The following is a 24,588-nucleotide window of genomic DNA, read 5'->3' on the forward strand; positions in this document are numbered from 1 at the left end:
ACTAAGTCTTCCGCCTTCGCCAGAGGATCGGTGCAGGCCAAGTTTTCTAATGATATTAAAAGTCTTTCGGGATTTTTACGGAGGAATATCGAGTTATTTGTCGAAAAGAAATACTTACCAGTAAATCAGGTAGGTGGAAACGTGAAAAGAATAGTAACCGGGGTCCTTGTATTTTTTTTGCTCTTCTGTGGGACAATGCTTTCAGCGCACGGAAAAGAAAATGCCCATATCCGGGTTTGTTTGTCCCAAAACTCTTATTCAGCTGTTTTTCAAATTACGGAGGGGTCCTATTTTTTGCAGGATGTTGCCACGAGTATGCCCATTGCTTCTTTAAGTGCGGGCGATACGATTACCGTAAATCAAGCGGGGAATGCTTTAACGCTGGAAATAAATAGTGTGCCCTTAGCAGGTGGGTTTTCCGGACCCGTCCGGGCCCTTCCAGAAGACGAATCAGAATTAAATGTTTTTAGCTATAAGAATACGAAATACCGGGATGGTATTTCCATTGGCGTTGATTCCGGACATCTGCTGGTAATCAATAATATTGATATCGAACATTATTTATATGGTGTGGTGGGGAAAGAAATTGGCTATACTGCTCCTGGGGAAGCATTAAAGGCCCAAGCGGTGGTTTCCCGTTCTTATGCCCTCTGTGCCCTGGGACAAGGATTAAAGTATGATGTGGGGGCCGACATGTATAGCCAGATTTACGGCGGCTATAGTGCAGAACAAAATTTCAGTGGGGAAAAAGTCATTGATGCTGTTGATGATACGGAAGGAGAAGTAATTTATTACTATAATCAAGCGAATAAGCAGAAAAGTATCATCAAAGCCTTTTTTCATTCCAATGCCGGAGGATATACCGAAAACAGCGAAAATGTCTGGAATGAAGCCCTCCCGTATTTAAAGGCGGTCCCTTCTCCGGATGATGCTCATGCCGTGGAATATTCCGATGAAACAGGAGACTCGTGGCCGGCCAGCTGTTACCACTGGGAGATGAGTTTTTCCCTTGAGGAGATTCAGGCGGCAATCGATAATTATTTACAAAAAACTTCTAATCCTGTCAGAATTGGGTCATTTCAGGAGATTAAACTTTATCGCTTGAATCGGGACGGCATTACTCCCACCGCATCCGGACGGGTGACAAAAATGGAGATCGTAGGCAGCAATGGGAGCTTTAGTGTTTTACGGGACGGAATCCGAAGCGTGTTTGGCCTGAAGAGTACCAAATTTGACGTTGTTTCCGGTGCAGGGGGCAACTTTGTAATAAAAGACGGCTCCAGTGTGAAACATCAGGTTGATGACATCGGATCTTTAAAAATTATTACCGGGGAAAACAATGTGGTTGATTTGAAAAATGCGGAGGGGATGTACCAGGTGCTGGGAGAGTCGGGAAAAACCGGCCTCAATAAATCGGTACAGAGCATTACCTTTATCGGACAAGGAAACGGACACGGGATAGGTATGAGCCAGTGGGGAGCAAGAGGAATGGCGGAGAAGGGATCCGATTACCAGGAAATCATTGAACACTATTATAATCAAGACAAATATGACGGCAGTATCATGATTGATGAATACTAGTTTTTATTTGTTAGTTTCTTTGATTTGGGTTAGAATATGTTTTTGGAAGGAAAAAAGGAGCAGAGGGATGAGACTTTCTGATTTTGATTATCATTTACCGGAGGAACTGATTGCACAGCATCCTATGGAGCCTAGAGACGCCTCGCGGCTTTTAGTATTGCACCGGGACAGCGGTTTGATCGAGCATAAGATCTTTCATGATATCATTGATTATCTGGATCCCGGCGATGTGTTGGTGATTAATGATACCAAGGTGTTACCAGCCCGGTTATTCGGCCGGAAAGAAACCGGCGCGGCCATTGAGGTCGTGCTCTTAAGGCAGGTGGAACATGACACGTGGGAGGTTTTGGTCCGGCCGGGGAAGAAAGCAAGAACGGGAACCAGGCTTGTTTTTTCCCCGGGCCAGCTCGAGGGAACGGTATTGGAACACACGGAATCTGGGGGACGACTGTTAAAGTTTGATTTTATCGGTGATTTTTTTGCCCTTATTGACCGGATTGGACAAATGCCGCTTCCGCCTTATATCCGGGAAAAATTGGCGGATGCCAGCCGTTATCAAACGGTTTATGCCCGGGAAATGGGATCGGCAGCTGCGCCCACAGCCGGACTGCACTTTACGGATGAGTTGCTTGCCCGCATCGCCAATAAAGGGATTATCATTGCCAAGGTACTGCTCCATGTGGGGTTGGGTACTTTTCGGCCGGTAAAAGAGGAAATCATTGAAAATCACCGCATGCATGCAGAATACTATGAAATTGATGGGGAAAATGCGGAAAAAATAAATGAGGCAAAAAAGCAGGGCCACAGGGTAATCAGCGTAGGCACCACCTCCACACGGACCCTGGAGACCGCCGCATTAACGGATGGATCAATCATGCCGGGCAAGGGATATACGGAAAGTTTTATTTACCCGGGATACAGGTTTAAAGTTGTGGACAGCCTGATTACGAATTTTCATTTGCCCCAAAGCACCCTTCTGATGCTGATTTCCGCTTTTGCCGGACATGAAAGGGTGATGCGGACCTACCAGGTGGCTGTACAGGAAAGGTACCGGTTTTTTAGTTTTGGCGACGCGATGATGATTATTTAACACGGAGGTAAAGATGCCAGCAACGTATACATTGATCAAAAAAGATACAGAGACAGCCGCTCGGGTAGGCGTACTCCAAACTTCCCACGGGAGTATTCATACGCCGGTTTTTATGCCGGTAGGAACCCAGGCAACGGTAAAAACCATTTCCCCGGAAGAATTAAAAGATTTAGGTGCGGAAATCATTTTAGGGAATACATATCACCTGTATTTAAGACCAGGTCATGATTTGGTGGCTGAAGCGGGCGGATTGCACAAATTTATGCACTGGGATGGACCGATTCTTACCGACAGCGGAGGATTTCAGGTATTTAGTTTGAATGATCTGCGCAAAATAAGTGATGAAGGGGTGACCTTTCGCTCTCACATTGACGGATCCAGCCATTTTTTTACCCCGGAAAAAGTTATGGAAATTGAAATGGCTTTGGGCGCGGATATTGCCATGGCTTTTGATGAATGTGCGCCCTATCCCTGTGAGATCAAAGATGTTCAAAGGGCTGTAGAAAGAACGGCAACATGGGCGGCTCGTTGTAAAGAGGCCCATCGTCACTCTTATCAGGCCTTGTTTGGGATTGTTCAGGGGGGGACGATACGGGAATTGCGGGAAAAGAGTGCCCGGGATATTACTTCCTTGGGTTTTCCCGGATATGCCATCGGCGGCTTGAGTGTAGGAGAGCCCAAGCCCCTGATGTACCAGGTGTTGGATTACACCGTCCCTTTACTTCCGGAAGATAAACCCCGTTATTTAATGGGGGTAGGGTCACCGGATTGCTTAGTCGAGGGTGTGGCCCGGGGAATCGATATGTTTGACTGTGTTCTTCCCACAAGAATTGCCCGAAATGGCACCGTTTTTGTACCCGAAGGAAAACTGGTGATTCGTAATGCCGAATATGCCCGGGATTTTTCTCCCATTGATGAAAATTGTTCCTGTTATGCGTGCCGGAATTACTCCCGTGCTTATATCAGACATCTCATTAAATGTAATGAAGTCCTAGGGATCCGGCTGACCACCATTCATAATCTTCATTATTTAGTGGATTTAATGAAAAATATTCGCTTGGCCATAGGGGAAAATAAATTTGGAGAATTTCGCCGGGAATTTTTTGCCAGATTCAAAGTCTAGGGGGCTGACTTATTTTCTTGATCCATAAAAAAAGATGCCATCAAAAAAGGATTTTCTTAAAAATATGGCGAAAGTATAATACCAAAAATGAAAGGATGGTGAAATTTGTTTGAATAATAGTTGGATGGGAACCATTGTTTATTTTATCTTTATATTCGGGATATTTTATTTCGTGCTGATCAGACCCCAGCAAAAAAGGCAGAAGCAGCACAAAGATATGGTTTCGTCTTTAAAGGTTAATGATGATGTAGTTACGGCCGGGGGTATTTTGGGTACCATTACACGAATTAAAGACCGCTCTGTCTGGGTAAAAGTGGCAGATAAAGTTGAAATCGAAGTTTTAAAGTCTTCTATTAGCACTGTTCAGGGAACCGAGAAAAAATAGGCTCTTTGAGAGTCTATTTTTTTTTCTTTGGGAATAATAAATTTTTAAAGCTGGAAAGAATAGAGATGATGTTATAAAAATATGTCAGGGTTGCTTTCACCTGACTAACTTGGCGTAAGTCTCCCGCATTAATTGGGGACATTCCTATAGCGGGAGCCCAACACCAATTAAGTCATGCATTTGCAGTTCTAAAATTCAGATGGAGCAAAAGAATCTCCATCTGAATTAAGAACTTGCTTCAATTGACAATAAAGAAAGGGCAGGGGTATAATGTTGTAGAATGGAACCCCATCAGGTGAGGAGGAGAAGTGATGAACCGAAGTAATGGATTAAAACTAATAGTAGTAGTTGTTGCTCTTATTGTTGCGGTCTTTTTATCCATTAATCCTATTCAGAACAAAACAAAGTTAGGACTGGATCTCCAAGGAGGTGCCCACGTCCTGCTCCAAGCGGTACCGGAGCCGGGAAAGACCATCACTACGGATGATATGACAAAGCTGAAGGCTGTGATGGAGAACAGAATCAATGAATTAGGCGTTTCTGAACCCCGGATTCAAAGCGAGGGGAAAGACCGGCTGATTATAGAAATAGCCGGAGTGGACAACCCGGATAAAGCCATTGATCTTTTAGGCAGTACCGCTAAATTGGAATTTAAAGATCCTTCCGGTCAGGTAGTTGTAAGTGGATCGGAATTAAAAAATGCCCAGGCAAGAATAGACTCCAACACCGGCCAGGCGGAAATCAGTCTGGAATTCACCTCTGAAGGAGCGAAAAAATTTGGCGCGGCTACCGCCCGTTTAGTGGGTCAACCCATTAGTATCGTATTGGATGATAAGGTGATTCAAAGCCCCAACGTCCAAGAGCCCATCATGAACGGGCAGGCCCGCATCACCGGCGGCTTTACCTTTGAAGAAGCCTCAAACAATGCGGCATTATTAAGGGGCGGCGCCCTTCCTGTGGAAGTGAAAGTACTGGAAAAACGTACGGTAGGCCCCACCCTGGGAAAAGATTCCCTGCATAAAAGCTATATTGCCGGTATCATCGGTTTGTTGGCAGTGGTGGTATTTATGTTTGCCTATTACCGGTTACCGGGCCTGTTGGCCAATGTGGCCCTGCTCCTTTATATTTTAATCAACCTTTGGATATACACCTTGCTGCATATTACCATGACCCTTCCCGGTATTGCCGGGTTCCTCCTGACCATTGGCATGGCGCTGGATACGAATATTATTATCTTTGAACGGGTGAAGGAGGAGTTGAGGGCCGGAAAGTCCTTATATGCCGCAATTGACTCCGGGTTCAAACGGGCTTTTCTGACCGTTATTGACGCCCACGTAACCACCTTGATTGCCGCTGCTGTTTTATTTTACTTCGGACAGTCTTCGGTCAAAGGTTTTGCCGTAACGCTTAGTATCGGTATTCTATCCAACTTGTTTACCGCGATTACCTTTACCCGTATCATGCTGGTTTGGACGGCAAATATCAAATCCTTAAGTCATAGAAAATTATACGGGGAATAGGAGGGAAGAGAAGATGAGATACAATTTCAATTTCAATATCATTGGGAAAAGAAAATGGTGGTATGCGATCTCCTTGTTGATTATTATTCCCGGGATCATTTCCCTCTTCATCCAGGGTTTGAATCTTGGCATTGACTTTACCGGGGGAAACCTGATGGAAGTGCGTTTTACGCAAGAAGTGAATTCGGATCAGGTACGATCCATCTTTTCTCAGTATGTGAAAGGGGCTTTTTCGATACAGGAGACGGGAGCCAATGACTTCTTAATTCAAACAGGCGAGATTTCGGAAAAGGCAAATAATGACATTCGTACGGCCTTAACTGCAGATCTGGGGAAGAACGAAGTACTAAGAAATGAGCATGTGGGGCCGGTAGTGGGCAGGGAGCTTACTTCCAACGCTTTATGGGCGTTGCTGGTAGCCACCGTCCTGATGTTGATTTATATTACCATCCGCTTTGAATTTACCTTTGGTGTTGCGGCTGTGCTCGCCCTGCTCCATGATGTTCTGGTGCTGTTAGGTGCCGCCTCCTTACTCCGGTTTGAGGTAGATTCCTCATTTGTTGCGGTGGTATTAACGATCTACGGATATTCCATTATGGATACCATTGTAATTTTTGACCGGATTAGAGAGAATGTGCGCAAGGGCAAAAGAGGCACAGAATTGGAAGGCCTTGTAAATACCAGTATTATGCAGACTTTGGCCCGGTCCATCAATACCGTCCTGACGGTTGTTTGTATGCTGGTTGCTTTACTGTTATTTGGCGGGGATACGACAAAAATATTCTCCTTGGCGCTGTTAATAGGAGTTCTTACCGGTTGTTATTCCTCCATTTGCGTGGCCAGTCCCTTATGGCTTGATGTGAATAGATTGGAAAAGAGGACGAAGTTGGCTTAAATATTGAAATTACTCACTTATAGAACCCTCATCCGCAGGGTTCTATAATTTTTATGTAATAAGGAATCACTTCTTGAAGGTTTCGTGAAGATAGTGTAAAATTTTTTTATACTTTCAGAATTTATCAGTTTTAAAAGGTTGAAAGTATAAGTGCAACTAAGGCTTCTGCTGTCGCCAGAGGCTTGGCGCAAGCCAAGTTTTCTAATTATTAGAGAAAGCGATGTGAGATGAATGCAATTGTATCTAATTGTCGCTTTACTTTTTGCTATTACCGTGGCACTGTTCGCCGTACAAAACGCCGCACCTGTTGATATTAATTTTTTGATCTATCAGTTTAAAGGGATTTCCCTGGTCGTCGTAATTTTAATTTCTGTTTTGTTTGGTTCGTTAATTGTATTTTTGCTCAGTATGGTGAAACAGGTCTCCTTAATGAAAAGAATCTATCATTTAGAGAAAAGAAAGCAATCATTGGAAGCGGAACTGGAAAAATTGAGAGAAAAAAATGAATTACCACGGCAGGAACAGGCCGCACCTGAAGAAGAAAGTGCGCCTGATGCGGCAACAAGTTAATACTCAAAAGCACCCTGGGTGCTTTTTGTGTCGGTTTGAGGAGGAACTATGCCCCCCAGCAGGAAACGGTGGATTTTGGCTCCCTATGACTGCCAATTGCAGTTTGAGATTTCTCAGAAAGTAAAAATTTCTCCCCTTCTAGCCCAGATTTGTATCAACCGGGGCATCACTTCTCCGGAAGACGTTGAGAATTTTTTTCATGTGAACCCATCTCAGCTTCATAGCTCTTTTTCATTTAACAAGATGGAACAGGCGGTGACCTGTATGGAAGAGGCCATCGCCAACCAGGAAAAAATTCTGATTTATGGCGATTATGATGTGGACGGTGTGACAGGGACATCCCTGCTTTATTTATATTTAAAAAGCAGGCAGGCTCGTGTGTCCTATTATATTCCGGATCGCAAAGAAGAAGGGTACGGCCTTAATGAGGAAGCCGTCTATTGGGCTTCCCGGGAAAAGTTTTCTTTAATCGTTACGGTGGATTGCGGAATAAGCTCTGTGCGGGAAACAGAATTAGCCAATTCTTTGGGCTTAAAAATAATTATTACGGATCATCATCAGCCGCCGGAGATTCTCCCGGCCGCTCTTGCCATCATTAACCCTAAGGTGAAAGCAAGCAAGTATCCCTTTCCTCATTTGGCGGGGGTAGGGGTGGCGTGGAAACTGGCCCAAGGGTTAGAGATGCACAGGGAGAAGAAGGAAAATCATGAAGACGCTATCTTAAAGGAATTTTTAGACCTGGTTTGTTTAGGCACCATTGCCGACGTCGTGCCTTTAACAGGGGAAAACCGGGTGATCGTGGCCCTGGGCCTGAAAAAAATGATGGAGGGGCAGCGGCCCGGCATCCAGGCACTGCTATCCGTGACAGGGCTGGACAACAAACCGGTCACGGCAGGCCAGGTGGGCTTTATTCTGGCGCCCCGGCTCAATGCAGCAGGCAGGCTGTCCAGTGCCCGTTTAGCGGTGGAACTGCTTACTTCTTCTCTGGCCAGCGAGTCCCTGGAACGTGCCCTGGTGCTGGACAAGGAGAATACCTTGAGGCAAGCGGTGGAGGGAGAAATATTTCAACAAGCGTTACACATGATTGATGAAACAGTTGACTTGGAAGAAGATTATGTCATCGTTCTCGCGGCGCCGGAGTGGCATGCCGGAGTGATCGGGATTGCCGCTTCCCGGCTGGTGGAAAAATATCATCGCCCGGTCGTTCTCATTGCCATAGAGGGTGAATTGGCCAAGGGAAGTGCCCGAAGCATTGAATGTTTTGATATTTTTCTCGCCTTGAGAAGTTGTCAAGAGTGGTTGGTCCAGTTTGGCGGCCACAGGCTGGCCGCCGGGATCAAGTTAAAAGAAGAAAATATCGCTGCTTTTCGTAAGGCCATCAATACTTTTGCCCGGACCGTGCTGAGCAAGGATCATCTCATACCAGTGGTAAAAATTGATTTGGAGTTGGATCTGAATACCAATGAACAATACTATATCAATGACATTGAAAGATTAGCCCCCTTTGGTGCGGGAAATCCCCTGCCGGTTTTAGCCTTCCGCAATTTGAAAATTGTTGAGGCCAAAGGGGTAGGCGTGGGTGCCCCACATTTAAAGGTAAAGTTTGAATCAGGAGGCCATTTTTTAGACGGCATTGGTTTTAATTTATCCCACCATCTCTCTTGGATAACAATAGGCAGTAAAGTGGATGTGGCGGTAACGCTGGAAAGAAATCTATGGAACGGCTGTGAAAAAATCCAATTCGTCTTAAAAGATATTCAACCCCATCCAGTCCTGATTTCCTTATCCCCGGCGCCTGATTTTGATCAAGAGAAGGGCATGGTCATCCCTGGGATAAGAGCAGACAAGGAGGAAAATGAAGATCATCCTGCTTTTAGTGCCTTGATAAACAGGAGAACTCCTCGGGTATCTATGGCTTTACCTCTTAAAGAAGGAAGGTTTCTTTGGTATCATGCTGCTGCCTACAATTGCCGGGTCGGTAAAAGTAAGACCATTATTCTTTTCTCCTGTCCTTCCCAACTTGGGAGTGAATACGCACTGGCGGCGTTACATTTAGGAAAGCTGGGAATTTCCGTGGGCTGGGCAGACAGTAGGATGGCTCAGGAAGAAAAGGACCAGGTCTGGGATGCCTTTACAAAAGGTTGGATCAGAGTATTGTTTACTACTCCGGAGTATTTAGAAGCCCAGGATCACGATGGCTCGGAACGGGCTGATGCTTTAATTGTTGTGGCCATCGTAGACCCTTTTGACTCTTTATTATCCGGCGGGGAATTTATGGAACGCTGTCACGAAATTCTTCGTCCCGGCCTGACGAAGGGTTTGGTGATCACCACTGTTTCCGAGAAAAAAAACCATCTCAGCTTATTAGAAAAAACATTTAATTGCCCCGACACATATTCTGATATCAAACAGGCCAGAACTTCCCTTGTTGATGGCCGGGGCATGAGGAACCGGGAAGAATACCTCCTTGATTTGCTCCAAAAAGAAGAAAGCTGCCTCGTCTATCTTTCCCTTCCTTCTCATGTGGAAGAACTGATGAGCGGGATGTCCCGTCTAGGCATTAGGCCGGAAAGTATGACAGGGTGCTATGGGGACCAAATGCCGTGGCAGCATCAGATGGTAATGAAAAAGATACAAAAAAAGGTTTTGCGTACGGTGGTGACGACGAGGCATTTGTATGGAGAAACAGACGGCCTATTTGATCATGTCATCTTTTATCATTCTCCCCGGAACATGTTTGATTTTTTCCGTTTTGCCGGCTGCGGAAACGGGGAAAAGGGTGCTCAAATTCACTTGCTCTACAATACCCATGATGTGGCAGCGATCAATGATGTCTTGCAGGCTGATTTCCCCGATCGGGACCTTTTAGGAAAGATCTATAAAGGAATCAAGGCCCTTTCCCCTTACGGGAGGCAAGTATCCGGCACAAAGGAAGAAATCTTACAGAGATTAAAGATTGATCAGGATCCTTGTCGGAAGGAAAGGGCCTTTGATGCCTGGCTATCTACCATGAGTGAGCTGGGTCTGTTAAAAGTATCCCGGCAAGGGAACCGTTTTTGTTTAGAATTCATCAATAATGGAAACAAATGTAGGCTAGAAGACTCTTTTCGCTACCGGGAAGGTTTAAGGGAGAAAAAGGCCTTTGATTTTTGGCATCATATTGCCCTTTCTCCTCAACTTGATCAGGAGATTTTTGATTTGCTGGGTTAGACAAAAGGGATAAGGATTGATGGCAATGGATATTCAGACACTGAAGGAACAAGTCAAAAAATATAATCCAGCCAGTGATGCGGAATTCATCCAAAGGGCGTATGATTTTGCGGCCCGGGCTCATCAGGGGCAATTCAGGTATTCCGGTGAAGCCTATATTAATCATCCCATGGCGGTGGCGGAGACGCTGGTGATGCTGCAGCTGGACGACATCACCATTGTGGCCGGCTTGCTTCATGATGTGGTGGAGGATACGGGAGTAACCGGTTTTGACGTCATGAAAGACTTCGGCGAAGAAGTGGCTTTGCTGGTTGACGGGGTAACAAAGCTGGGCCGGTTGGAGTACAAATCAAAAGAAGAACAACAGGTAGAAAACCTGCGCAAAATGTTTTTAGCCATGGCGAAGGATATTCGGGTGATTCTAATTAAGCTTGCCGATAGGCTGCATAATATGAGAACACTGCGCTACCATCATTCGATTTTGAAACAAAGGGAAATTGCCGAAGAAACCCTGGAAATTTTTGCCCCTCTGGCCCACCGGCTGGGGATTTTTAAAATCAAATGGGAACTGGAAGATTTGTCTCTGAGATATTTGGAACCGGACAAGTACTACAGCCTGGTGGAACAAATTGCGGCCAAAAGGCAGGAAAGGGAAGCCTATGTGAAGGAAATCTGCGAGACCTTAGGGGACAAATTGGAACAGGTGGACATCAAAGCGGAGGTGACCGGACGGCCGAAGAACTTTTACAGCATTTACAAGAAAATGGTCAATCAGCAGAAGGAACTGGGGGAAATTTATGATCTGATGGCGGTCCGGGTCATTGTGGACAACGTGAAAGATTGTTACGGGGCATTGGGCATCATTCATACTTTGTGGAAACCCATTCCGGGAAGATTTAAAGATTATATTGCCATGCCGAAACAAAATATGTATCAATCCATCCACACCACGGTCATTGGCCATAAGGGAGAACCTTTTGAAATTCAGATCCGCACCTGGGATATGCACCGGACTGCGGAATACGGCATTGCCGCCCACTGGCGATATAAAGAAGGAAAGAGCGGCGATAAAGAATTTGATAAAAAGTTAGCTTGGCTCAGGGGGATGCTGGAATGGCAGCAAGACCTGCGGGATGCCAGGGAGTTTATGGAATCCATCAAGGTAGACCTGTTTACGGATTCCGTATATGTGTTTACCCCTAAAGGCGATGTGATCGAGCTGCCCGCCGGATCGGTGCCCATCGATTATGCTTACCGGGTGCACACCCAGGTAGGCCACTGGTGTATCGGGGCGAAAATAAACGGAAAAATTGTGCCCCTGGATTATAAACTGGCCAACGGCGATATTGTAGAGATTCTTACCCTGAAAGGCAGCGGCCCCAGCAGAGACTGGCTGAAAATAGTCAAGACGTCTCAGGCTAAAAACCGGATCCGGCAGTGGTTTAAGAAAGAAAAACGGGATGAAAACCTGGCCCGGGGCCGGGAAATGTTGGAGAAAGAAATTAAAAAGTATGGCTACGAAGTGTCTTATTTTCTGAAGCCGGAAAAATTGGCGGAAGCAGCAAAACGTTTCAATTATATGTCGGGAGATGATCTGGTGGTGGCCGTGGGGGACGGCATCATCTCTCCCATTCAGCTCCTGACAAAGATCAAAGAAGATTTTAAAAAAGAGAAAGAGGTCTCCCTGCCTCCTCCGGAAGTCAAACCCTGGTCGGAATCGGGAAAAGATTCCAAGGGTGTGATCGTGCGGGGCGTAGATAACGCCATGGTAAGATTATCCCGGTGCTGCAATCCGCTGCCCGGAGATCCTATTATCGGTTATGTCACGCGGGGCCGGGGTGTGTCCATTCACCGGGAAGACTGTCCCAACATGGTCCAAAACCATCAGCATGAATATGAACGTTTAATTGGCGTCGCATGGGATATGGCCAGTCAAGGCGTTTTTCAAGTGGAAATAGAAGCAGTCTCTTTAGACCGGCCCCGTTTAGCCGTGGATATTATGAGTGTGATTGCGGACACCAAGACAACCATTAATTCCGTTCATGCCCGGGCCACCAAAAACAAGCTTGCTTCCATTAATATCAAGATGGAAATCAAAAGCCTGGATCATTTAGAATATATTATGAACAAGGTCAGGAAGTTAAAAGACGTGATCGAGGTGAAAAGGGTTACGCCCAGTGGCAATGCTTAATTGTTGAAAATTTCCATAATGAGGTACAAGTTATGCGTGCGGTAGTACAAAGAGTAAAACAAGGTTCCGTGTCCGTAGGGGGAGATATCGTCGGATCCATCAAACAGGGTCTCGTTGTTTTTCTTGGCGTGGGAAAAGGGGATACGGATGACGACGCTTTATTTCTTGCGGAAAAAATCGCAAATTTGCGCATTTTTGCCGATGCAGAAGATAAAATGAATTTATCTGTCCGGGATATTCAAGGGGCGGTCCTTGCCATATCCCAGTTTACCCTATTCGGGGACTGCCGGAAAGGACGCCGGCCGGGGTTCTCTCAAGCCGCCCCTCCGGAAGAGGCAAACGAACTTTATGAAAAGTTTATTTCTTTTCTCAGCCAAATGGGCTTGTCTGTCCAAACAGGCATATTCCAGGCGGATATGTTGGTATCTATTGAAAATGATGGTCCGGTGACGATGCTGCTGGACAGCAAAAAATTGTTTTAGAAAGAATAAAACCAGTCTACTGCCTGCCTGTAGCATCAAGACTAAACCGAAATACCGAAGAACCTTTAATTTACGAGGAGGATGTAAAGATGATCATTAAAACTATTCAAGTTGGTATGATCGGCACAAACTGTTATGTGGTCGCCTGTCCGGAAACAAAAGAGGCTGTCGTCATCGATCCGGGCGATGAGGCGAAAAAGATTTTAAATTTGATCCAAAAAAACGACTTAAAAGCCATCGCTATCATTAATACCCACGGCCACTGGGATCACGTGGGCGCAAATAACGAATTAAAGGAACTGATCAAGGTCCCGGTATTGATTCATGAACAGGACGCCCAATATCTTACCGATGGAAAACTTAACCTTGGTTCATTGATGGGACATGAAACGGCGAGTCCCGCGGCAGACAAGCTCCTTAAGGAAGGGGATCTGATTCAGTTTGGCAAAGTGTCCTTAAAAGTGATCCATACGCCGGGACATACCCCGGGCGGTATTTCTTTGATCGGAGAAAAGGTGGCTTTTGTAGGAGACACTTTGTTTGCCCGGTCCATTGGCCGGACGGATCTCCCCGGCGGCAATTTTGCCACCTTAATTGCTTCCATCAAGGATAAGCTGCTCTTATTAGACGACGACTTTGTGGCTTACCCGGGGCATGGACCCAGTACGACCATTGGCAAAGAAAGAAATGAGAATCCCTTTTTATTAGAGGACTAAGCTGGCGGGAGCATGGGATGAATATTAACCTTTTGAGCAACAGACCGGAACTAATACGAGCCGTAGAAGAAGTGGTACGTATCTATTACCCCGGTGTCAAAATTTCCGGGGAAGATCCCCAATTTACCATCGACTTGGCTGTGGAAGCAGCGCCAAGAATAAAAATTGCGGGAACTCTGAACCACAGGGAAGGGACCCGAAAATTTTGTTTGGAAGAAGAATTTACCGGGGATGAGGAGCATGGGAATCAGCTCCGGCGGCTGGCCCGGGTAGTGGTATACCGACTGTTGGCTCAAGAGAAAGACAAGACCGGATCACCCTGGGGAATTCTTACCGGTATCCGCCCCACCAAAATTGTCCATCGCTGGATGGACAAAGACTGGACTCCTGATGATATTAAGGAAAAATTAGTGCATAGGTATTTACTGGATCCGGAAAAAGCGGAATTGCTCGTGCAAGTTGCCAACGTTCAGAGACCTTTTCTGCCCATGAAAGAAAGATCCGATCAGGTCAGTGTTTATTTGGGCATTCCTTTTTGTCCTTCCCGGTGTACTTATTGCTCTTTCTCTGCGGAACCCTTAAAAAAGGTGCTCCATTTGGTGCATCCTTATTTGGATGCCTTAAAGTGGGAAATAGAACAAATCGGGTCCGCCCTAAAAACCTGGGGTGTTGATGTTCAGACAGTGTATGTGGGCGGAGGGACCCCCACGTGCCTGGACGAGAAAGAGTTTGATCACTTCTTGCATGCGATCGCCAAGAGCTTCCCCCTGCGTAATTTAAACGAATTTACCGTGGAAGCAGGCCGGCCTGATACCTTGAATCAGGAAAAATTATGGATCATGAAAGAACGGGGGGTGAGCAGAGTTAGTATCAATCCCCAAACCATGCATCAGGAAACACTGGACCGGGTGGGGCGTAAACACACGGTAGGCCAGGTCTTGGAAAGCTGTTTTCAGGCAGCGGAATTGGGCTTTTTGATTAATATGGACCTGATTTTAGGGTTGCCGGGAGAGACCTGCGCCCAGGTGGAAGAAACATTCCGGCGCATTGGAGAAGTTAAGCCCGATAATCTTACGGTCCATACCCTTGCGCTGAAAAAAAAAGCACCGATGAACAAGGAGAAGGAAGCATATTTGCGGACATCGAATCTTGAAGTAGAGAAAATGATTGCCCTGTCGCGAAATTGGTCGGAAAGGATGGGGATGGTTCCTTATTATCTGTACCGGCAAAAAAATATTTTAGGAAAATTGGAAAACACAGGGTACTGTTTGCCGGGGAAAGAATGCCTTTATAACATTCATATCATGGAGGAAAGACAAACCGTTTTGGGGCTGGGCGTAGGTGCCGGTTCTAAGTTCGTCTCTCGGGACCTGCAGTTTTTAACGGCTGATTATAACCCCAAAGATATCGCTTGTTACCTGGAAAGGATTGAGGAGACGGTAAAGAAGAAAATTGACAAACTGGCAACGATTGTATAAAATAATTAGCAATCGAGTAGTTAAATGCCATGAACGGGAGTTTCACGGAATCATGTTTTTTCAGGGAGGAAAAGTCGTGACTGAAAGCTTTTCTAAGAACAGCCGTTGAAGGAACACCCGGGAGCAGACATCTGACAAAGGATGTCCGGATTCATCCGTTACCTGAGAAAGTGGGATTTATACGTCCAAATAGGGTGGCACCGCGGGATTTGACTCTCGTCCCTGATGATGTTTCGTCAGCGCGAGAGTTTTTATTTGGACAAAAGGAGGTCGTAAAAATGCTAACCACCAGACCCCGGGGAACCAATGATTTTTTGCCCGGGGAAACGGAAAAATGGCAGTACGTGGAGAATGTATTAAGAACCATCTGTAAAGATTTCGGTTATCAGGAAATACGGACGCCGATTTTTGAACATACGGAATTATTTCAGCGGGGTGTAGGGGAAACCACGGACATTGTGGAGAAAGAAATGTACACCTTCACGGATAAGAAAAACCGTAGTTTAACATTACGTCCCGAATCTACGGCATCCACCGTGCGGGCTTATTTGGAGCATAAGCTATATGCGCTTCCCCAGCCTGTAAAGCTGTATTATATTGGGCCCATGTTCCGGTACGAAAAACCCCAGGCCGGGAGATTCCGCCAGTTCCATCAGTTCGGCGTGGAGGTCTTTGGTTCTTCTGATCCGGGGCTTGATGCGGAAGTAATTGGATTGGCTATGGGCATCTACCACAGGCTAGGCTTAAGGGGGCTGGAAGTACATATGAACAGTGTGGGATGCCCCCAGTGCCGGCCCAAGCATAAGGAAATGCTGCAGGAGTTTTTAAAAAAAGATTTCGCTTCTTTGTGTCCTGATTGCCGGGGAAGATATGAAAGGAATCCCCTGCGCATTCTCGACTGTAAAAATGAGAAATGCCAGGAAATTACCGCCTATGCTCCCACTATCCTCAACTGTTTATGCCCGGAATGCCGGGAGCATTTTGACAAGGTGAAACATTACATGGAGATCAGTGGGATCAAATATCTGATTGACGAGAGACTGGTCCGGGGCTTAGATTACTATACGAAAACCGCCTTCGAGATCCTGGTCAATGAAATCGGCGCCCAAAGCGCCATCTGCGGCGGGGGCCGCTATGACGGCTTGATCGATTCCCTGGGAGGGCCTCCCATACCAGGAGTAGGATTTGCCCTGGGCATGGAAAGAATTTTTCCTGCATTAGAATCACAAGGGATCAGCCTTGCTTTAGAGAGTCCCCTCGATGTATTTGTGGTGACTTTAGGGGACGAGGCCGGTAAAAAAGGTTTCCAAATCCTCATGGATTTAAGGATGGAAGGGATTAAGGCGGAAAAGGATTATTTGGGACGGGGCTTAAAAGCCCAAATGAAAACGGCGGACCGGATGAAAGCCAAGTATGCCGTGATCATCGGGGAAAATGAGTTGGACCGGGGCATAGGGATCATTCGGAACATGGAAACATCGGCACAACAAGAGATGCCCCTTGATCAAGCTGTTGATTGGATCAAAAGGCAATATTAAATTGTAAAGTAAGGAGGTAATTTCGTGTCAGAATCAATTTATGGTTTAAAACGGACTCATTCATGCGGCGAGTTAACGGTAAAAAATGAGAACGAGAAAGTAATTTTAATGGGGTGGGCACAAAGGCGCAGAGACCACGGCGGTTTAATTTTCGTAGATTTACGGGATCGTTCCGGTTTTGTACAGGTGGTATTTAGCCCGGAAATTTCCGGAGCCTTTTTTCAAAAGGCGGAGTCAGTGCGGAGTGAATTTGTCCTTGCCGTGGCCGGAACCGTCCGGATCAGGCCGGAGGGGACCATTAACCCCAATATGGCTACAGGGGAAGTTGAAGTATATGCTCATGAACTGCGCATTTTAAATGCTGCCAAAACGCCGCCCTTTTATATTGAGGACAATGTGGATGTGGACGAAACCTTGCGTTTGAAGTACCGCTACCTGGATTTGCGCCGTCCGGAAATGCAGCAGGCCTTGATTACGCGGCATAAGACTACCCTGGCCGTGCGCAACTATTTGGATCAAAAAGGTTTTTTGGAGATTGAAACCCCTATGCTGGCCAATAGTACGCCGGAAGGGGCGAGAGACTATTTGGTGCCTAGCCGGGTTCACCCCGGCGAGTTCTATGCCTTGCCCCAATCTCCTCAACAATTCAAACAGATTTTAATGGTATCCGGGATGGAAAAATACTTTCAGATTGTACGCTGTTTTCGCGATGAAGACCTGAGGGCGGACAGGCAGCCGGAATTTACTCAATTGGATATTGAAATGTCCTTTATTGAGAGAGATGATATTTTAGGAATCATGGAGGAAATGGTCGCCTATATTTTTGATTGCGTATTAGGGAAAAAAATCACTACCCCCTTTCCCCGCATTAGTTATGAAGACGCCATCAATCAATACGGATCCGATAAGCCGGATTTAAGGTTTGACATCCCCCTGGTGGATATCGGCGAACTTGTAAAAGATAGCGGGTTTAAGGTCTTTGCCGATGTCTTATCTTCCGGCGGCCAGGTTAAAGGAATCAATGCGCCGGGATGCGGCCACTATTCCCGGAAAGAACTTGATGATTTGACAACTTATTGCGCTATTTTTGGCGCCAAGGGGCTGGCCTGGATCATCGTGTCTGAGGACGGCGTCAAATCTCCCATCGCCAAGTTCTTCACACCGGAGCAGTTCAATCGTATCCTGGACCGGATGCACGCCCAACCAGGGGACTTGCTGCTCTTTGTGGCGGATCAGCCTGCAGTGGTGGCGGATAGTCTGGGACATTTACGTCAGGAGATTGCCAAAAGAGAAAATTTAATTGACGAGAATGCCCTGAATTTTGCCTGGGTGATTGATTTTCCCCTGCTGGAATACGATGGGGAAGAAAACAGGTGGGTGGCCATGCACCATATGTTTACCTCACCAAGAGATGAAGACTTAGGCCTTCTTGCCACCGACCCCGGAAAAGTAAAGGCGAAAGCCTACGATATGATTCTTAATGGGGTAGAAGTGGGAGGAGGAAGTATCCGGATTCACCGGAGGGACATTCAGGAACAATTGTTCAGTTTGGTCGGTTTTTCTCCGGAGGAAGCCCGGGAGAAATTTGGCTTTATGCTGGAAGCCTTTGAATATGGGGCTCCGCCTCACGGCGGCATTGCTTTTGGCATTGACCGTTTGGTGATGTTAATGACGAAAAAAGACTCTATTCGCGATGTCATCGCTTTCCCCAAAACGCAAAGTGCCACCGACTTAATGATCCAGGCGCCTGGCCCTGTTGCGCACAAACAATTACGGGAACTTCACATAAAACTGGACGTTTTGAGTAAGAATAAATAATGGAAGAGAGAACCGCTTATGCCATGATTTGCATGGGAAGCAAGGCTTAAACCAGGTTGTTTGAGACTTGAAAAGGAATTTTGCCTATGTTAAGATTTAATTAAAGTTATACCCTGCAATGTGCGTGAACAAGCCGATATGTTTTGAGCCAACACTATTTTAAAGGGAACCTGACTCTAGATGTAGCCTATATGCCTCCTGGACCGAGGACATAGAAAGCATTTAGGAAGGTACCCACCTGCCGGGGGCAGGTTCAAAACATCGGCCACACGGCATCTGTGGGGTTGTTTTTTTATTCATAATCCGATGAGAAATTTGGAAATATAGTTGTAAAAATGAAATACTTCATGTATAATACCGGGTAGGGGTATGGAGGTGTTAAAATGGCGGAATGCGAAAAAGAAGATGTGATTCAACGGTTGAAAAAGATTGAAGGGCAGGTAAAAGGCATTCAACGCATGATCGAAGACAATAAATATTGTGTGGATATTTTAATCCAGATTGCCGCTGTTCGGGCTGCCATTAATAAAGTCGGCATCAAAGTGTTAGAAAACCATACCAGAGAATGTTTGAAGACGGCTTTCCAGAACAAAAGGGAAGAAGAAATGATTGAAGAACTGATCGATGTTGTAGTAAAATTTACTAAATAAGAAGGTTAAAAGATGGCAACAATACTTATCGGTATCATTATTGCCTTCGTGATTTTTCGCATGGTAAGCGGAAAAAGCTCATGTTGAAGCAGAGTAAATCCTTCCGGGCAGGAAGGGACCAAAAAGGTTAAGCAAGAAAATAAAGGATAAAACAGTTTGAAAAGGAGAGTTTATCATGGCCAGTGAAAAAGTAACAACGTTTGCCGAAGCTAATTTTCAGAGCGCGGTATTGCAGGCAAATAAACCGGTTTTAGTAGATTTTTGGGCAGCCTGGTGCGGACCATGCAAGATGATTGCCCCCGTCGTAGATGAAATCGCCCATGAATTTGACGGGAAGTTAATTGTAGGCAAGCTTAACGTGGATGAGAACAACAGCATTGCCGCCCAATATGGTGTGATGAGTATTCCTACCTTGCTTCTCTTTAAAAACGGAAAAGAGATTGACCGCATTGTAGGCTATAAAACGAAGAGTGAGTTGTCGGGTATCTTAAACAGCAAATTATAAGAAAAGCCCTTTGGGCTTTTCGGGATCCGGTACCGGTTGCCGGGGTTGGGGAAACACCAAAAGAGAAAATCACGCAGTACATGAGGGTGAAGTACCAAAATGTTTATACCTTCAATTTTGACTTCCTGATACATAAGGGGGAAGACCGGATCACCGGTCTTTTTTTTCCCTTCCATGATGGATTCCTGAAACCGTTTTTTCTGAATCGAGGTGAACCGATGGACCTGTTTGATTATTCCCGGAAGGAAGCACTAAAAAAAGCAGCCCCTCTGGCGGCAAGGATGCGGCCCAGAAGCCTGGATGAATTTATCGGCCAGGAAGAAATTGTGGGGACCGGCTCCTTACTGCGCCGGTCTATCCAGGCAGATCAATTGTCTTCTTTGATTTTTTACGGCCCTCCCGGGTCCGGCAAGACCACTTTAGCCCAGGTTATTGCCCAGCATACCAAGGCTTGTTTTGAACAGCTTAGCGCAGTAACGGCAGGGATTGCCGACCTGAAAAAAGTAATTCAGGAGGCCCGTGACCGTTTAGGCTTTTATGGACAGAGAACCATCCTATTCATAGATGAAATTCATAGATTCAATAAGGCACAGCAGGACGCTTTGCTCCCTGCCGTTGAAGAAGGCACCTTAGTATTAATTGGCGCTACCACGGAAAACCCTTATTTTGAGGTAAATTCCGCTCTCCTGTCCCGGTCCCGGATCTTTCACCTGAAGCCTTTAGGGGCCGGTGAGCTGCAAAAAATCATCAACGAAGCGATTCAGGACCAGGAAAGAGGACTGGGTAGTTTTCATGTCCGGATCACGGATGATGCTTTAAATCATCTGGTCGAGATGGCGGGGGGAGATGCCAGGATTGCTCTTAATGCTTTAGAATTAGCCGTTCTGACCACCGGCCCGGGTGAGGATGGGGTGCGTCCGATCACCCTGGATGTGATCGAGCAGTCCATCCAACGAAGAGCCGTAAAGTATGATAAAACCGGAGACTATCACTATGATGTGGTATCCGCGTTCATTAAAAGCATGCGGGGATCAGACCCTGATGCCACGCTCCATTGGATGGCCCGCATGATCGATGCCGGTGAGGATCCCGAGTTTATCATGCGACGGATTGTGATTTGTGCCGCGGAAGATGTCGGGTTAGCGGATCCCCAGGCTTTATCCGTCGCCACATCGGCTGCCCAGGCCCTGGCCTATGTGGGCATGCCCGAGGCCCGGCTTCCCATGGCGGCCGCCGCTCTTTACGTGGCTTGCGCTCCCAAATCCAATGCCGTGATTAAAGGTATTGACGCCGCCTTGGCGGATGTGCGGACCCGTCCCACGGGTGAAGTGCCCCGCCACTTAAAGGATGCCCATTACCAGGGAGCAAAAAAACTGGGCCATGGGGAAGGATATTTGTATCCTCAGAACTATCCCGGGAATTTTATCCCCCAACAGTACCTGCCGGAAGAATTGCTGGGCACCCGATATTATCATCCTACGGAGAACGGGAAAGAACAAGAAATTAAACTCAGACTCAAAAAGATGGGCCTAAGATAAAAGGGGCGTAAGAGAATGCGTACGAAAAAAACAGTATTAGTGGCCATGAGCGGCGGGGTGGATTCTTCTGTGGCGGCTGCTCTTTTGCAAGAACAGGGTTATCAGTTAATCGGTGTGACGATGCAAATATGGCCGGAGGATCAGCCCGATCCGGAGGGGTCCGGCGGGTGCTGCAGTCTTTCTGCGGTGGAGGATGCCCGGCGCGTGGCCAATGCTTTGGACATTCCCTATTATGTGATGAATTTTCGCCAGCTATTTAAAGAAAAAGTAATCGATTATTTTATCCAGGAGTATTTGGAAGGGAAAACCCCCAATCCTTGTATTGCCTGCAATCAGTTCGTTAAATTTGAGGCCTTGCTTCATAAAGCCCTCGCCTTGGGGGCAGACTTTGTGGCAACAGGTCACTACGCACAGGTTTACTTTGATGAAGAAAGAGGCCGGTTTTTATTAAAAAAGGCCCAGGACCGGAATAAAGACCAGACCTATGTTTTATATAGTTTCACCCAAGCCCAATTATCCAAAATCATGCTGCCCCTGGGTGTTTTTACGAAACCCCAAATACGGGAAAAAGCCAAAGAAATGGGACTGTCCGTGGTGGCGGAAAAGCCGGAAAGTCAGGAAATCTGTTTTGTCACGGATAATGATTACCGGAGATTTCTCCGGGAAAAAGCAGGAAACCAAATCAAGCCGGGTCCCTTTTTGGACCGGAGGGGAGCGATGATCGGTCAGCATGAGGGAATTCCCTTTTATACCATCGGCCAGCGCAAAGGATTAGGAATTGCCTTGGGAAAACCGGCCTATGTAACCGATATTTGCCCTGCCCAAAATGCGGTGGTGATTGGGGATCAGGAAGACTTAATGAAAGATCGATTGACTTCATGCAAAAACAACTTTATTCTGATGGAACGTTTGGAAAAACCCATGGAGGTAACGGCAAAAATCAGATATAAGGCAGGAGAAGCCCCCGCTTTGATTACACCTTTGGATGCGGACCGGGTTTTGGTGGAATTTAAGGAGCCGCAAAAAGCCATTACTCCAGGCCAGGCAGTGGTATATTATCAGGGTGAGTATGTAGTGGGTGGAGGCGTAATAGAGTAGTGAGCCTGTTTATAACCCCCCATCTACGTTGTTACAGCTGCGCATTCTTGCTCGACGTACGCCCGGATTGCCTGAGTTCAGGATAAAACCGTGGATAAAAATAATTAAGAAAAAATCGCTGAAGGCGATTTTTTTGTACGTTTTTCGTCAATAATAGGTAATAATAAATTTGGAGGAGAGATGGTTTGTTTAAAGGGCGTCAGATCAAAGGGCTGCGTGTGATCACTTTTGGTGATGGAAAAGAAATAGGACGCGTGGAAGATTTATTGATTAATACGGAAACGGGCATGCTGCAGGGATTCGTCATTGAAAACCGCAGTATCCTGAAAAACGCAAAATATGTCCAGTTAGGGCATGTAGTCAGCGTGGGACGGGATGCGGTGATGATTACTAGTATAGAAGACGTGCAGGATGATCATGATAATAGTGTCTGCAAATTATCCTGGCAGAACAGACTGGAAAAAAACGTGTTTTCCAAAGAAGGAACAGACATTGGCACCGTTCAGGATATTTTTTTTGAGTTGCCGGAAGGGCGGATACTGGGGATAGAAATGTCCGGGGGAATTTGGGCAGACTTAAACCAGGGAAGAAAAATGGTGCCCTGGCACCAGATCCTTTCCGGAAAAGGGGAAAATTTGCTTGTGGATACTTGGGAAGAAGATATTTGGCTTTAGGAAGTAAAAGGAAGGTGAAATTATGGGATGTCCGGTATGTAATGGACGAGAAATAGGGAAAATAGGAACGAACCAATATTTTTGCTGGAATTGTCTCGTGGAATTTAATGACAATGAAGAAGTGTTCGAAATTACCGAAGACGGATCGCTGTTGAGTCTCAACTCTAAAGAATAAGATTAAGGAGGTGAAAGACTTGAATAGATCATTTTTTAGGGGAATTCTTGCCGGTAGTATCATTGGCACCGTGATTGGCATGTTTAGCGCACCTCAAATGAAACCCATGCCGGAAAACGTCAGGAAGATGATGGATGATCCGGGCAAAATCCAGAACCGGGCCAAAAAAGTATTGAAGGGGCTTAGTAAAGGAGTTTCGGAGATAATCAAATAAATGGGGTCAATTCAGTGAGGGAAACCTCACTTTTTCTTTCATTTTTTGAATAGACGGGGTGACATTTTTGGAGCAAAAAGCCCGGCGGATCCTAACCGTAATTCTGATGATTACGGCGGGTATCCTGGTTGTTTGGCTGATCATAAAAATCAGGGCCATCCTGATGCCTTTTGCTTTCGCAATTTTGCTGGCCTACATCTTACTGCCACCTGTGGAAGCACTGGTAAAACGAAAAATACCCATTACCCTGGCCATTATCCTGGTGTATTTAGCGCTGGCCAGCGCCGTCACCATTTTTGTCTTATATATTTTCCCCGGAATTTTTACGGAATTGAACAGGTTTGCCAACGATATTCCGGATTATACCCGGAATATCCAGACCTGGATGAAAGAATGGCAGCAAAATTACAGCCGGTTTAATCTGCCGGAGAGTATCCGGCAAATCATTGATGAAACCATCCTTTCCCTCGAAGAAAAAATTATTGAGGCGGTAAGAAACGCCATGGCCCTGGCGGTGGGATTGTTTAGTTATACAGTCAGTTTAATCCTGATTCCTTTTTTAACCTATTATTTTCTCAAGGACCATGAAGCCATTACGAAAAAAATGGTCTCTTATCTGCCCCCCAGGTACCGGGAAGAATTATTAAATCTCTGGGCCATGATGAATGTGGTTTTGCGCAAATTTATCTATGGCCATTTGACGGTTGCTCTTATTGTCGGTACCCTCACAGGATTAGGGCTGGCCTTAATCGGCATGGACTTTGCCGTGACATTAGGATTTATTGCCGGAGTGGCTGATATCATCCCTTATTTCGGACCCATTATCGGCGCCATTCCCGCCGTTTGTTTAGCCCTGATGCAATCAAAAAAATTGGCCCTTTCTGTAGTTTTAGTGATGTTTATTGTCCAGCAGGTGGAAAGCAGTGTGATTTCACCAAAGATCATTAGCGACAGTGTTGGGCTGCATCCCCTGGTGATTATCTTTGTCCTGCTTTTGGGCGGATATTTGTTTGGGGTATGGGGCATGCTGGCGGCCGTTCCTGTCACGGCAGTGCTAAGAATACTGGTGAATTACGCCTATCAGAAGATCGTTGCTTATCGGACCGATTGACAATAAAAGAGATTGTCAGTATAATC

The 24,588-nt window shown here is 46.1% G+C and carries 21 protein-coding genes, 1 other RNA gene and 1 other annotated feature; all 22 genes read left to right on the forward strand.

The features are described from left to right. Window positions 1-141: 141 nt before the first annotated feature. The 22 genes from DCMF_RS03425 to DCMF_RS03530 all read left to right on the forward strand — a co-directional run bounded on the left by DCMF_RS03425 (window position 142) and on the right by DCMF_RS03530 (window position 24,562). A complete protein-coding gene (locus tag DCMF_RS03425; protein ID WP_148133129.1) occupies window positions 142-1,581 on the forward strand; it encodes a SpoIID/LytB domain-containing protein in 1,440 nt (479 codons plus the stop codon). A gap of 67 nt (window positions 1,582-1,648) precedes the next feature. Next, the gene (gene queA / locus DCMF_RS03430; protein ID WP_148133130.1) at window positions 1,649-2,671 is read left to right on the forward strand and encodes a tRNA preQ1(34) S-adenosylmethionine ribosyltransferase-isomerase QueA; all 1,023 of its coding nucleotides are present in this window, start codon (window positions 1,649-1,651) and stop codon (window positions 2,669-2,671) included. Between the two features lie 13 nt (window positions 2,672-2,684). Beyond that, the gene (gene tgt / locus DCMF_RS03435; protein ID WP_148133131.1) at window positions 2,685-3,794 is read left to right on the forward strand and encodes a tRNA guanosine(34) transglycosylase Tgt; all 1,110 of its coding nucleotides are present in this window, start codon (window positions 2,685-2,687) and stop codon (window positions 3,792-3,794) included. A gap of 109 nt (window positions 3,795-3,903) precedes the next feature. Continuing rightward, window positions 3,904-4,179: a preprotein translocase subunit YajC gene (yajC, locus tag DCMF_RS03440; RefSeq protein WP_236860173.1), complete on the forward strand. Its 276-nt coding sequence runs from the start codon at window positions 3,904-3,906 to the stop codon at window positions 4,177-4,179. A gap of 311 nt (window positions 4,180-4,490) precedes the next feature. Then, a complete protein-coding gene (secD, locus tag DCMF_RS03445; RefSeq protein ID WP_148133132.1) occupies window positions 4,491-5,699 on the forward strand; it encodes a protein translocase subunit SecD in 1,209 nt (402 codons plus the stop codon). A gap of 13 nt (window positions 5,700-5,712) precedes the next feature. Then, the gene (gene secF / locus DCMF_RS03450; RefSeq protein ID WP_148133133.1) at window positions 5,713-6,594 is read left to right on the forward strand and encodes a protein translocase subunit SecF; all 882 of its coding nucleotides are present in this window, start codon (window positions 5,713-5,715) and stop codon (window positions 6,592-6,594) included. 231 nt (window positions 6,595-6,825) lie between these two features. After that, window positions 6,826-7,164 carry a LapA family protein gene (locus tag DCMF_RS03455; RefSeq protein ID WP_148133134.1) on the forward strand — a complete coding sequence of 113 codons (339 nt, stop codon included), beginning with the start codon at window positions 6,826-6,828 and terminating at the stop codon, window positions 7,162-7,164. A 48-nt stretch (window positions 7,165-7,212) separates the two neighbouring features. Beyond that, window positions 7,213-10,374, forward strand: a complete 3,162-nt coding sequence (gene recJ, locus DCMF_RS03460) for a single-stranded-DNA-specific exonuclease RecJ (RefSeq protein ID WP_148133135.1) — start codon at window positions 7,213-7,215, stop codon at window positions 10,372-10,374. 25 nt (window positions 10,375-10,399) lie between these two features. After that, a complete protein-coding gene (locus tag DCMF_RS03465; protein WP_148137709.1) occupies window positions 10,400-12,565 on the forward strand; it encodes a RelA/SpoT family protein in 2,166 nt (721 codons plus the stop codon). Window positions 12,566-12,597: 32 nt separating this feature from the next. Then, window positions 12,598-13,047: a D-aminoacyl-tRNA deacylase gene (gene dtd, locus DCMF_RS03470; protein WP_148133136.1), complete on the forward strand. Its 450-nt coding sequence runs from the start codon at window positions 12,598-12,600 to the stop codon at window positions 13,045-13,047. Window positions 13,048-13,136: 89 nt separating this feature from the next. Then, window positions 13,137-13,763 (forward strand): MBL fold metallo-hydrolase, encoded by a 627-nt coding sequence (locus tag DCMF_RS03475; protein WP_148133137.1) that lies wholly within the window; start codon window positions 13,137-13,139, stop codon window positions 13,761-13,763. Window positions 13,764-13,780: 17 nt separating this feature from the next. Beyond that, window positions 13,781-15,241, forward strand: coding sequence for a coproporphyrinogen dehydrogenase HemZ (hemZ, locus tag DCMF_RS03480; protein WP_148133138.1), 1,461 nt, complete (start codon window positions 13,781-13,783; stop codon window positions 15,239-15,241). A 20-nt stretch (window positions 15,242-15,261) separates the two neighbouring features. Beyond that, window positions 15,262-15,468: a binding site (T-box leader), on the forward strand. A gap of 51 nt (window positions 15,469-15,519) precedes the next feature. Next, complete coding sequence (gene hisS / locus DCMF_RS03485) at window positions 15,520-16,779, forward strand: histidine--tRNA ligase (protein ID WP_148133139.1); 1,260 nt, start codon at window positions 15,520-15,522, stop codon at window positions 16,777-16,779. Between the two features lie 24 nt (window positions 16,780-16,803). Then, entirely contained in the window at window positions 16,804-18,597 is a 1,794-nt protein-coding gene (gene aspS / locus DCMF_RS03490) for an aspartate--tRNA ligase (protein ID WP_148133140.1), read from the forward strand. 107 nt (window positions 18,598-18,704) lie between these two features. Beyond that, a non-coding RNA gene (ssrS, locus tag DCMF_RS03495) (6S RNA) lies at window positions 18,705-18,886 on the forward strand. Between the two features lie 94 nt (window positions 18,887-18,980). Further along, window positions 18,981-19,247, forward strand: a complete 267-nt coding sequence (locus DCMF_RS03500) for a metal-sensitive transcriptional regulator (protein WP_148133141.1) — start codon at window positions 18,981-18,983, stop codon at window positions 19,245-19,247. 175 nt (window positions 19,248-19,422) lie between these two features. Further along, a complete protein-coding gene (trxA, locus tag DCMF_RS03505) occupies window positions 19,423-19,752 on the forward strand; it encodes a thioredoxin (RefSeq protein WP_148133142.1) in 330 nt (109 codons plus the stop codon). Between the two features lie 218 nt (window positions 19,753-19,970). Next, the gene (locus DCMF_RS03510; RefSeq protein ID WP_148137710.1) at window positions 19,971-21,290 is read left to right on the forward strand and encodes an AAA family ATPase; all 1,320 of its coding nucleotides are present in this window, start codon (window positions 19,971-19,973) and stop codon (window positions 21,288-21,290) included. A 15-nt stretch (window positions 21,291-21,305) separates the two neighbouring features. Beyond that, the gene (gene mnmA, locus DCMF_RS03515) at window positions 21,306-22,388 is read left to right on the forward strand and encodes a tRNA 2-thiouridine(34) synthase MnmA (protein ID WP_148133143.1); all 1,083 of its coding nucleotides are present in this window, start codon (window positions 21,306-21,308) and stop codon (window positions 22,386-22,388) included. 185 nt (window positions 22,389-22,573) lie between these two features. Then, window positions 22,574-23,062, forward strand: a complete 489-nt coding sequence (locus tag DCMF_RS03520) for a PRC-barrel domain-containing protein (RefSeq protein ID WP_148133144.1) — start codon at window positions 22,574-22,576, stop codon at window positions 23,060-23,062. A 194-nt stretch (window positions 23,063-23,256) separates the two neighbouring features. After that, complete coding sequence (locus DCMF_RS03525) at window positions 23,257-23,451, forward strand: YtxH domain-containing protein (protein ID WP_148133145.1); 195 nt, start codon at window positions 23,257-23,259, stop codon at window positions 23,449-23,451. 67 nt (window positions 23,452-23,518) lie between these two features. Then, a complete protein-coding gene (locus tag DCMF_RS03530) occupies window positions 23,519-24,562 on the forward strand; it encodes an AI-2E family transporter (RefSeq protein ID WP_214659062.1) in 1,044 nt (347 codons plus the stop codon). Window positions 24,563-24,588 lie beyond the last annotated feature (26 nt).

The organism is Candidatus Formimonas warabiya, from assembly GCF_002777255.1.
GTDB lineage: Bacteria > Bacillota > Dehalobacteriia > Dehalobacteriales > Dehalobacteriaceae > Formimonas > Formimonas warabiya.

Coding starts and splice junctions, on each gene's coding strand:
- queA (WP_148133130.1), top strand. CDS start 1,649: ATGAGACTTTCTGATTTTGATTATCATTTACCGGAGGAACTGATTGCA.
- tgt (WP_148133131.1), top strand. CDS start 2,685: ATGCCAGCAACGTATACATTGATCAAAAAAGATACAGAGACAGCCGCT.
- secD (WP_148133132.1), top strand. CDS start 4,491: ATGAACCGAAGTAATGGATTAAAACTAATAGTAGTAGTTGTTGCTCTT.
- secF (WP_148133133.1), top strand. CDS start 5,713: ATGAGATACAATTTCAATTTCAATATCATTGGGAAAAGAAAATGGTGG.
- DCMF_RS03455 (WP_148133134.1), top strand. CDS start 6,826: ATGCAATTGTATCTAATTGTCGCTTTACTTTTTGCTATTACCGTGGCA.
- recJ (WP_148133135.1), top strand. CDS start 7,213: ATGCCCCCCAGCAGGAAACGGTGGATTTTGGCTCCCTATGACTGCCAA.
- DCMF_RS03465 (WP_148137709.1), top strand. CDS start 10,400: ATGGATATTCAGACACTGAAGGAACAAGTCAAAAAATATAATCCAGCC.
- dtd (WP_148133136.1), top strand. CDS start 12,598: ATGCGTGCGGTAGTACAAAGAGTAAAACAAGGTTCCGTGTCCGTAGGG.
- DCMF_RS03475 (WP_148133137.1), top strand. CDS start 13,137: ATGATCATTAAAACTATTCAAGTTGGTATGATCGGCACAAACTGTTAT.
- hemZ (WP_148133138.1), top strand. CDS start 13,781: ATGAATATTAACCTTTTGAGCAACAGACCGGAACTAATACGAGCCGTA.
- hisS (WP_148133139.1), top strand. CDS start 15,520: ATGCTAACCACCAGACCCCGGGGAACCAATGATTTTTTGCCCGGGGAA.
- DCMF_RS03500 (WP_148133141.1), top strand. CDS start 18,981: ATGGCGGAATGCGAAAAAGAAGATGTGATTCAACGGTTGAAAAAGATT.
- trxA (WP_148133142.1), top strand. CDS start 19,423: ATGGCCAGTGAAAAAGTAACAACGTTTGCCGAAGCTAATTTTCAGAGC.
- DCMF_RS03510 (WP_148137710.1), top strand. CDS start 19,971: ATGGACCTGTTTGATTATTCCCGGAAGGAAGCACTAAAAAAAGCAGCC.
- mnmA (WP_148133143.1), top strand. CDS start 21,306: ATGCGTACGAAAAAAACAGTATTAGTGGCCATGAGCGGCGGGGTGGAT.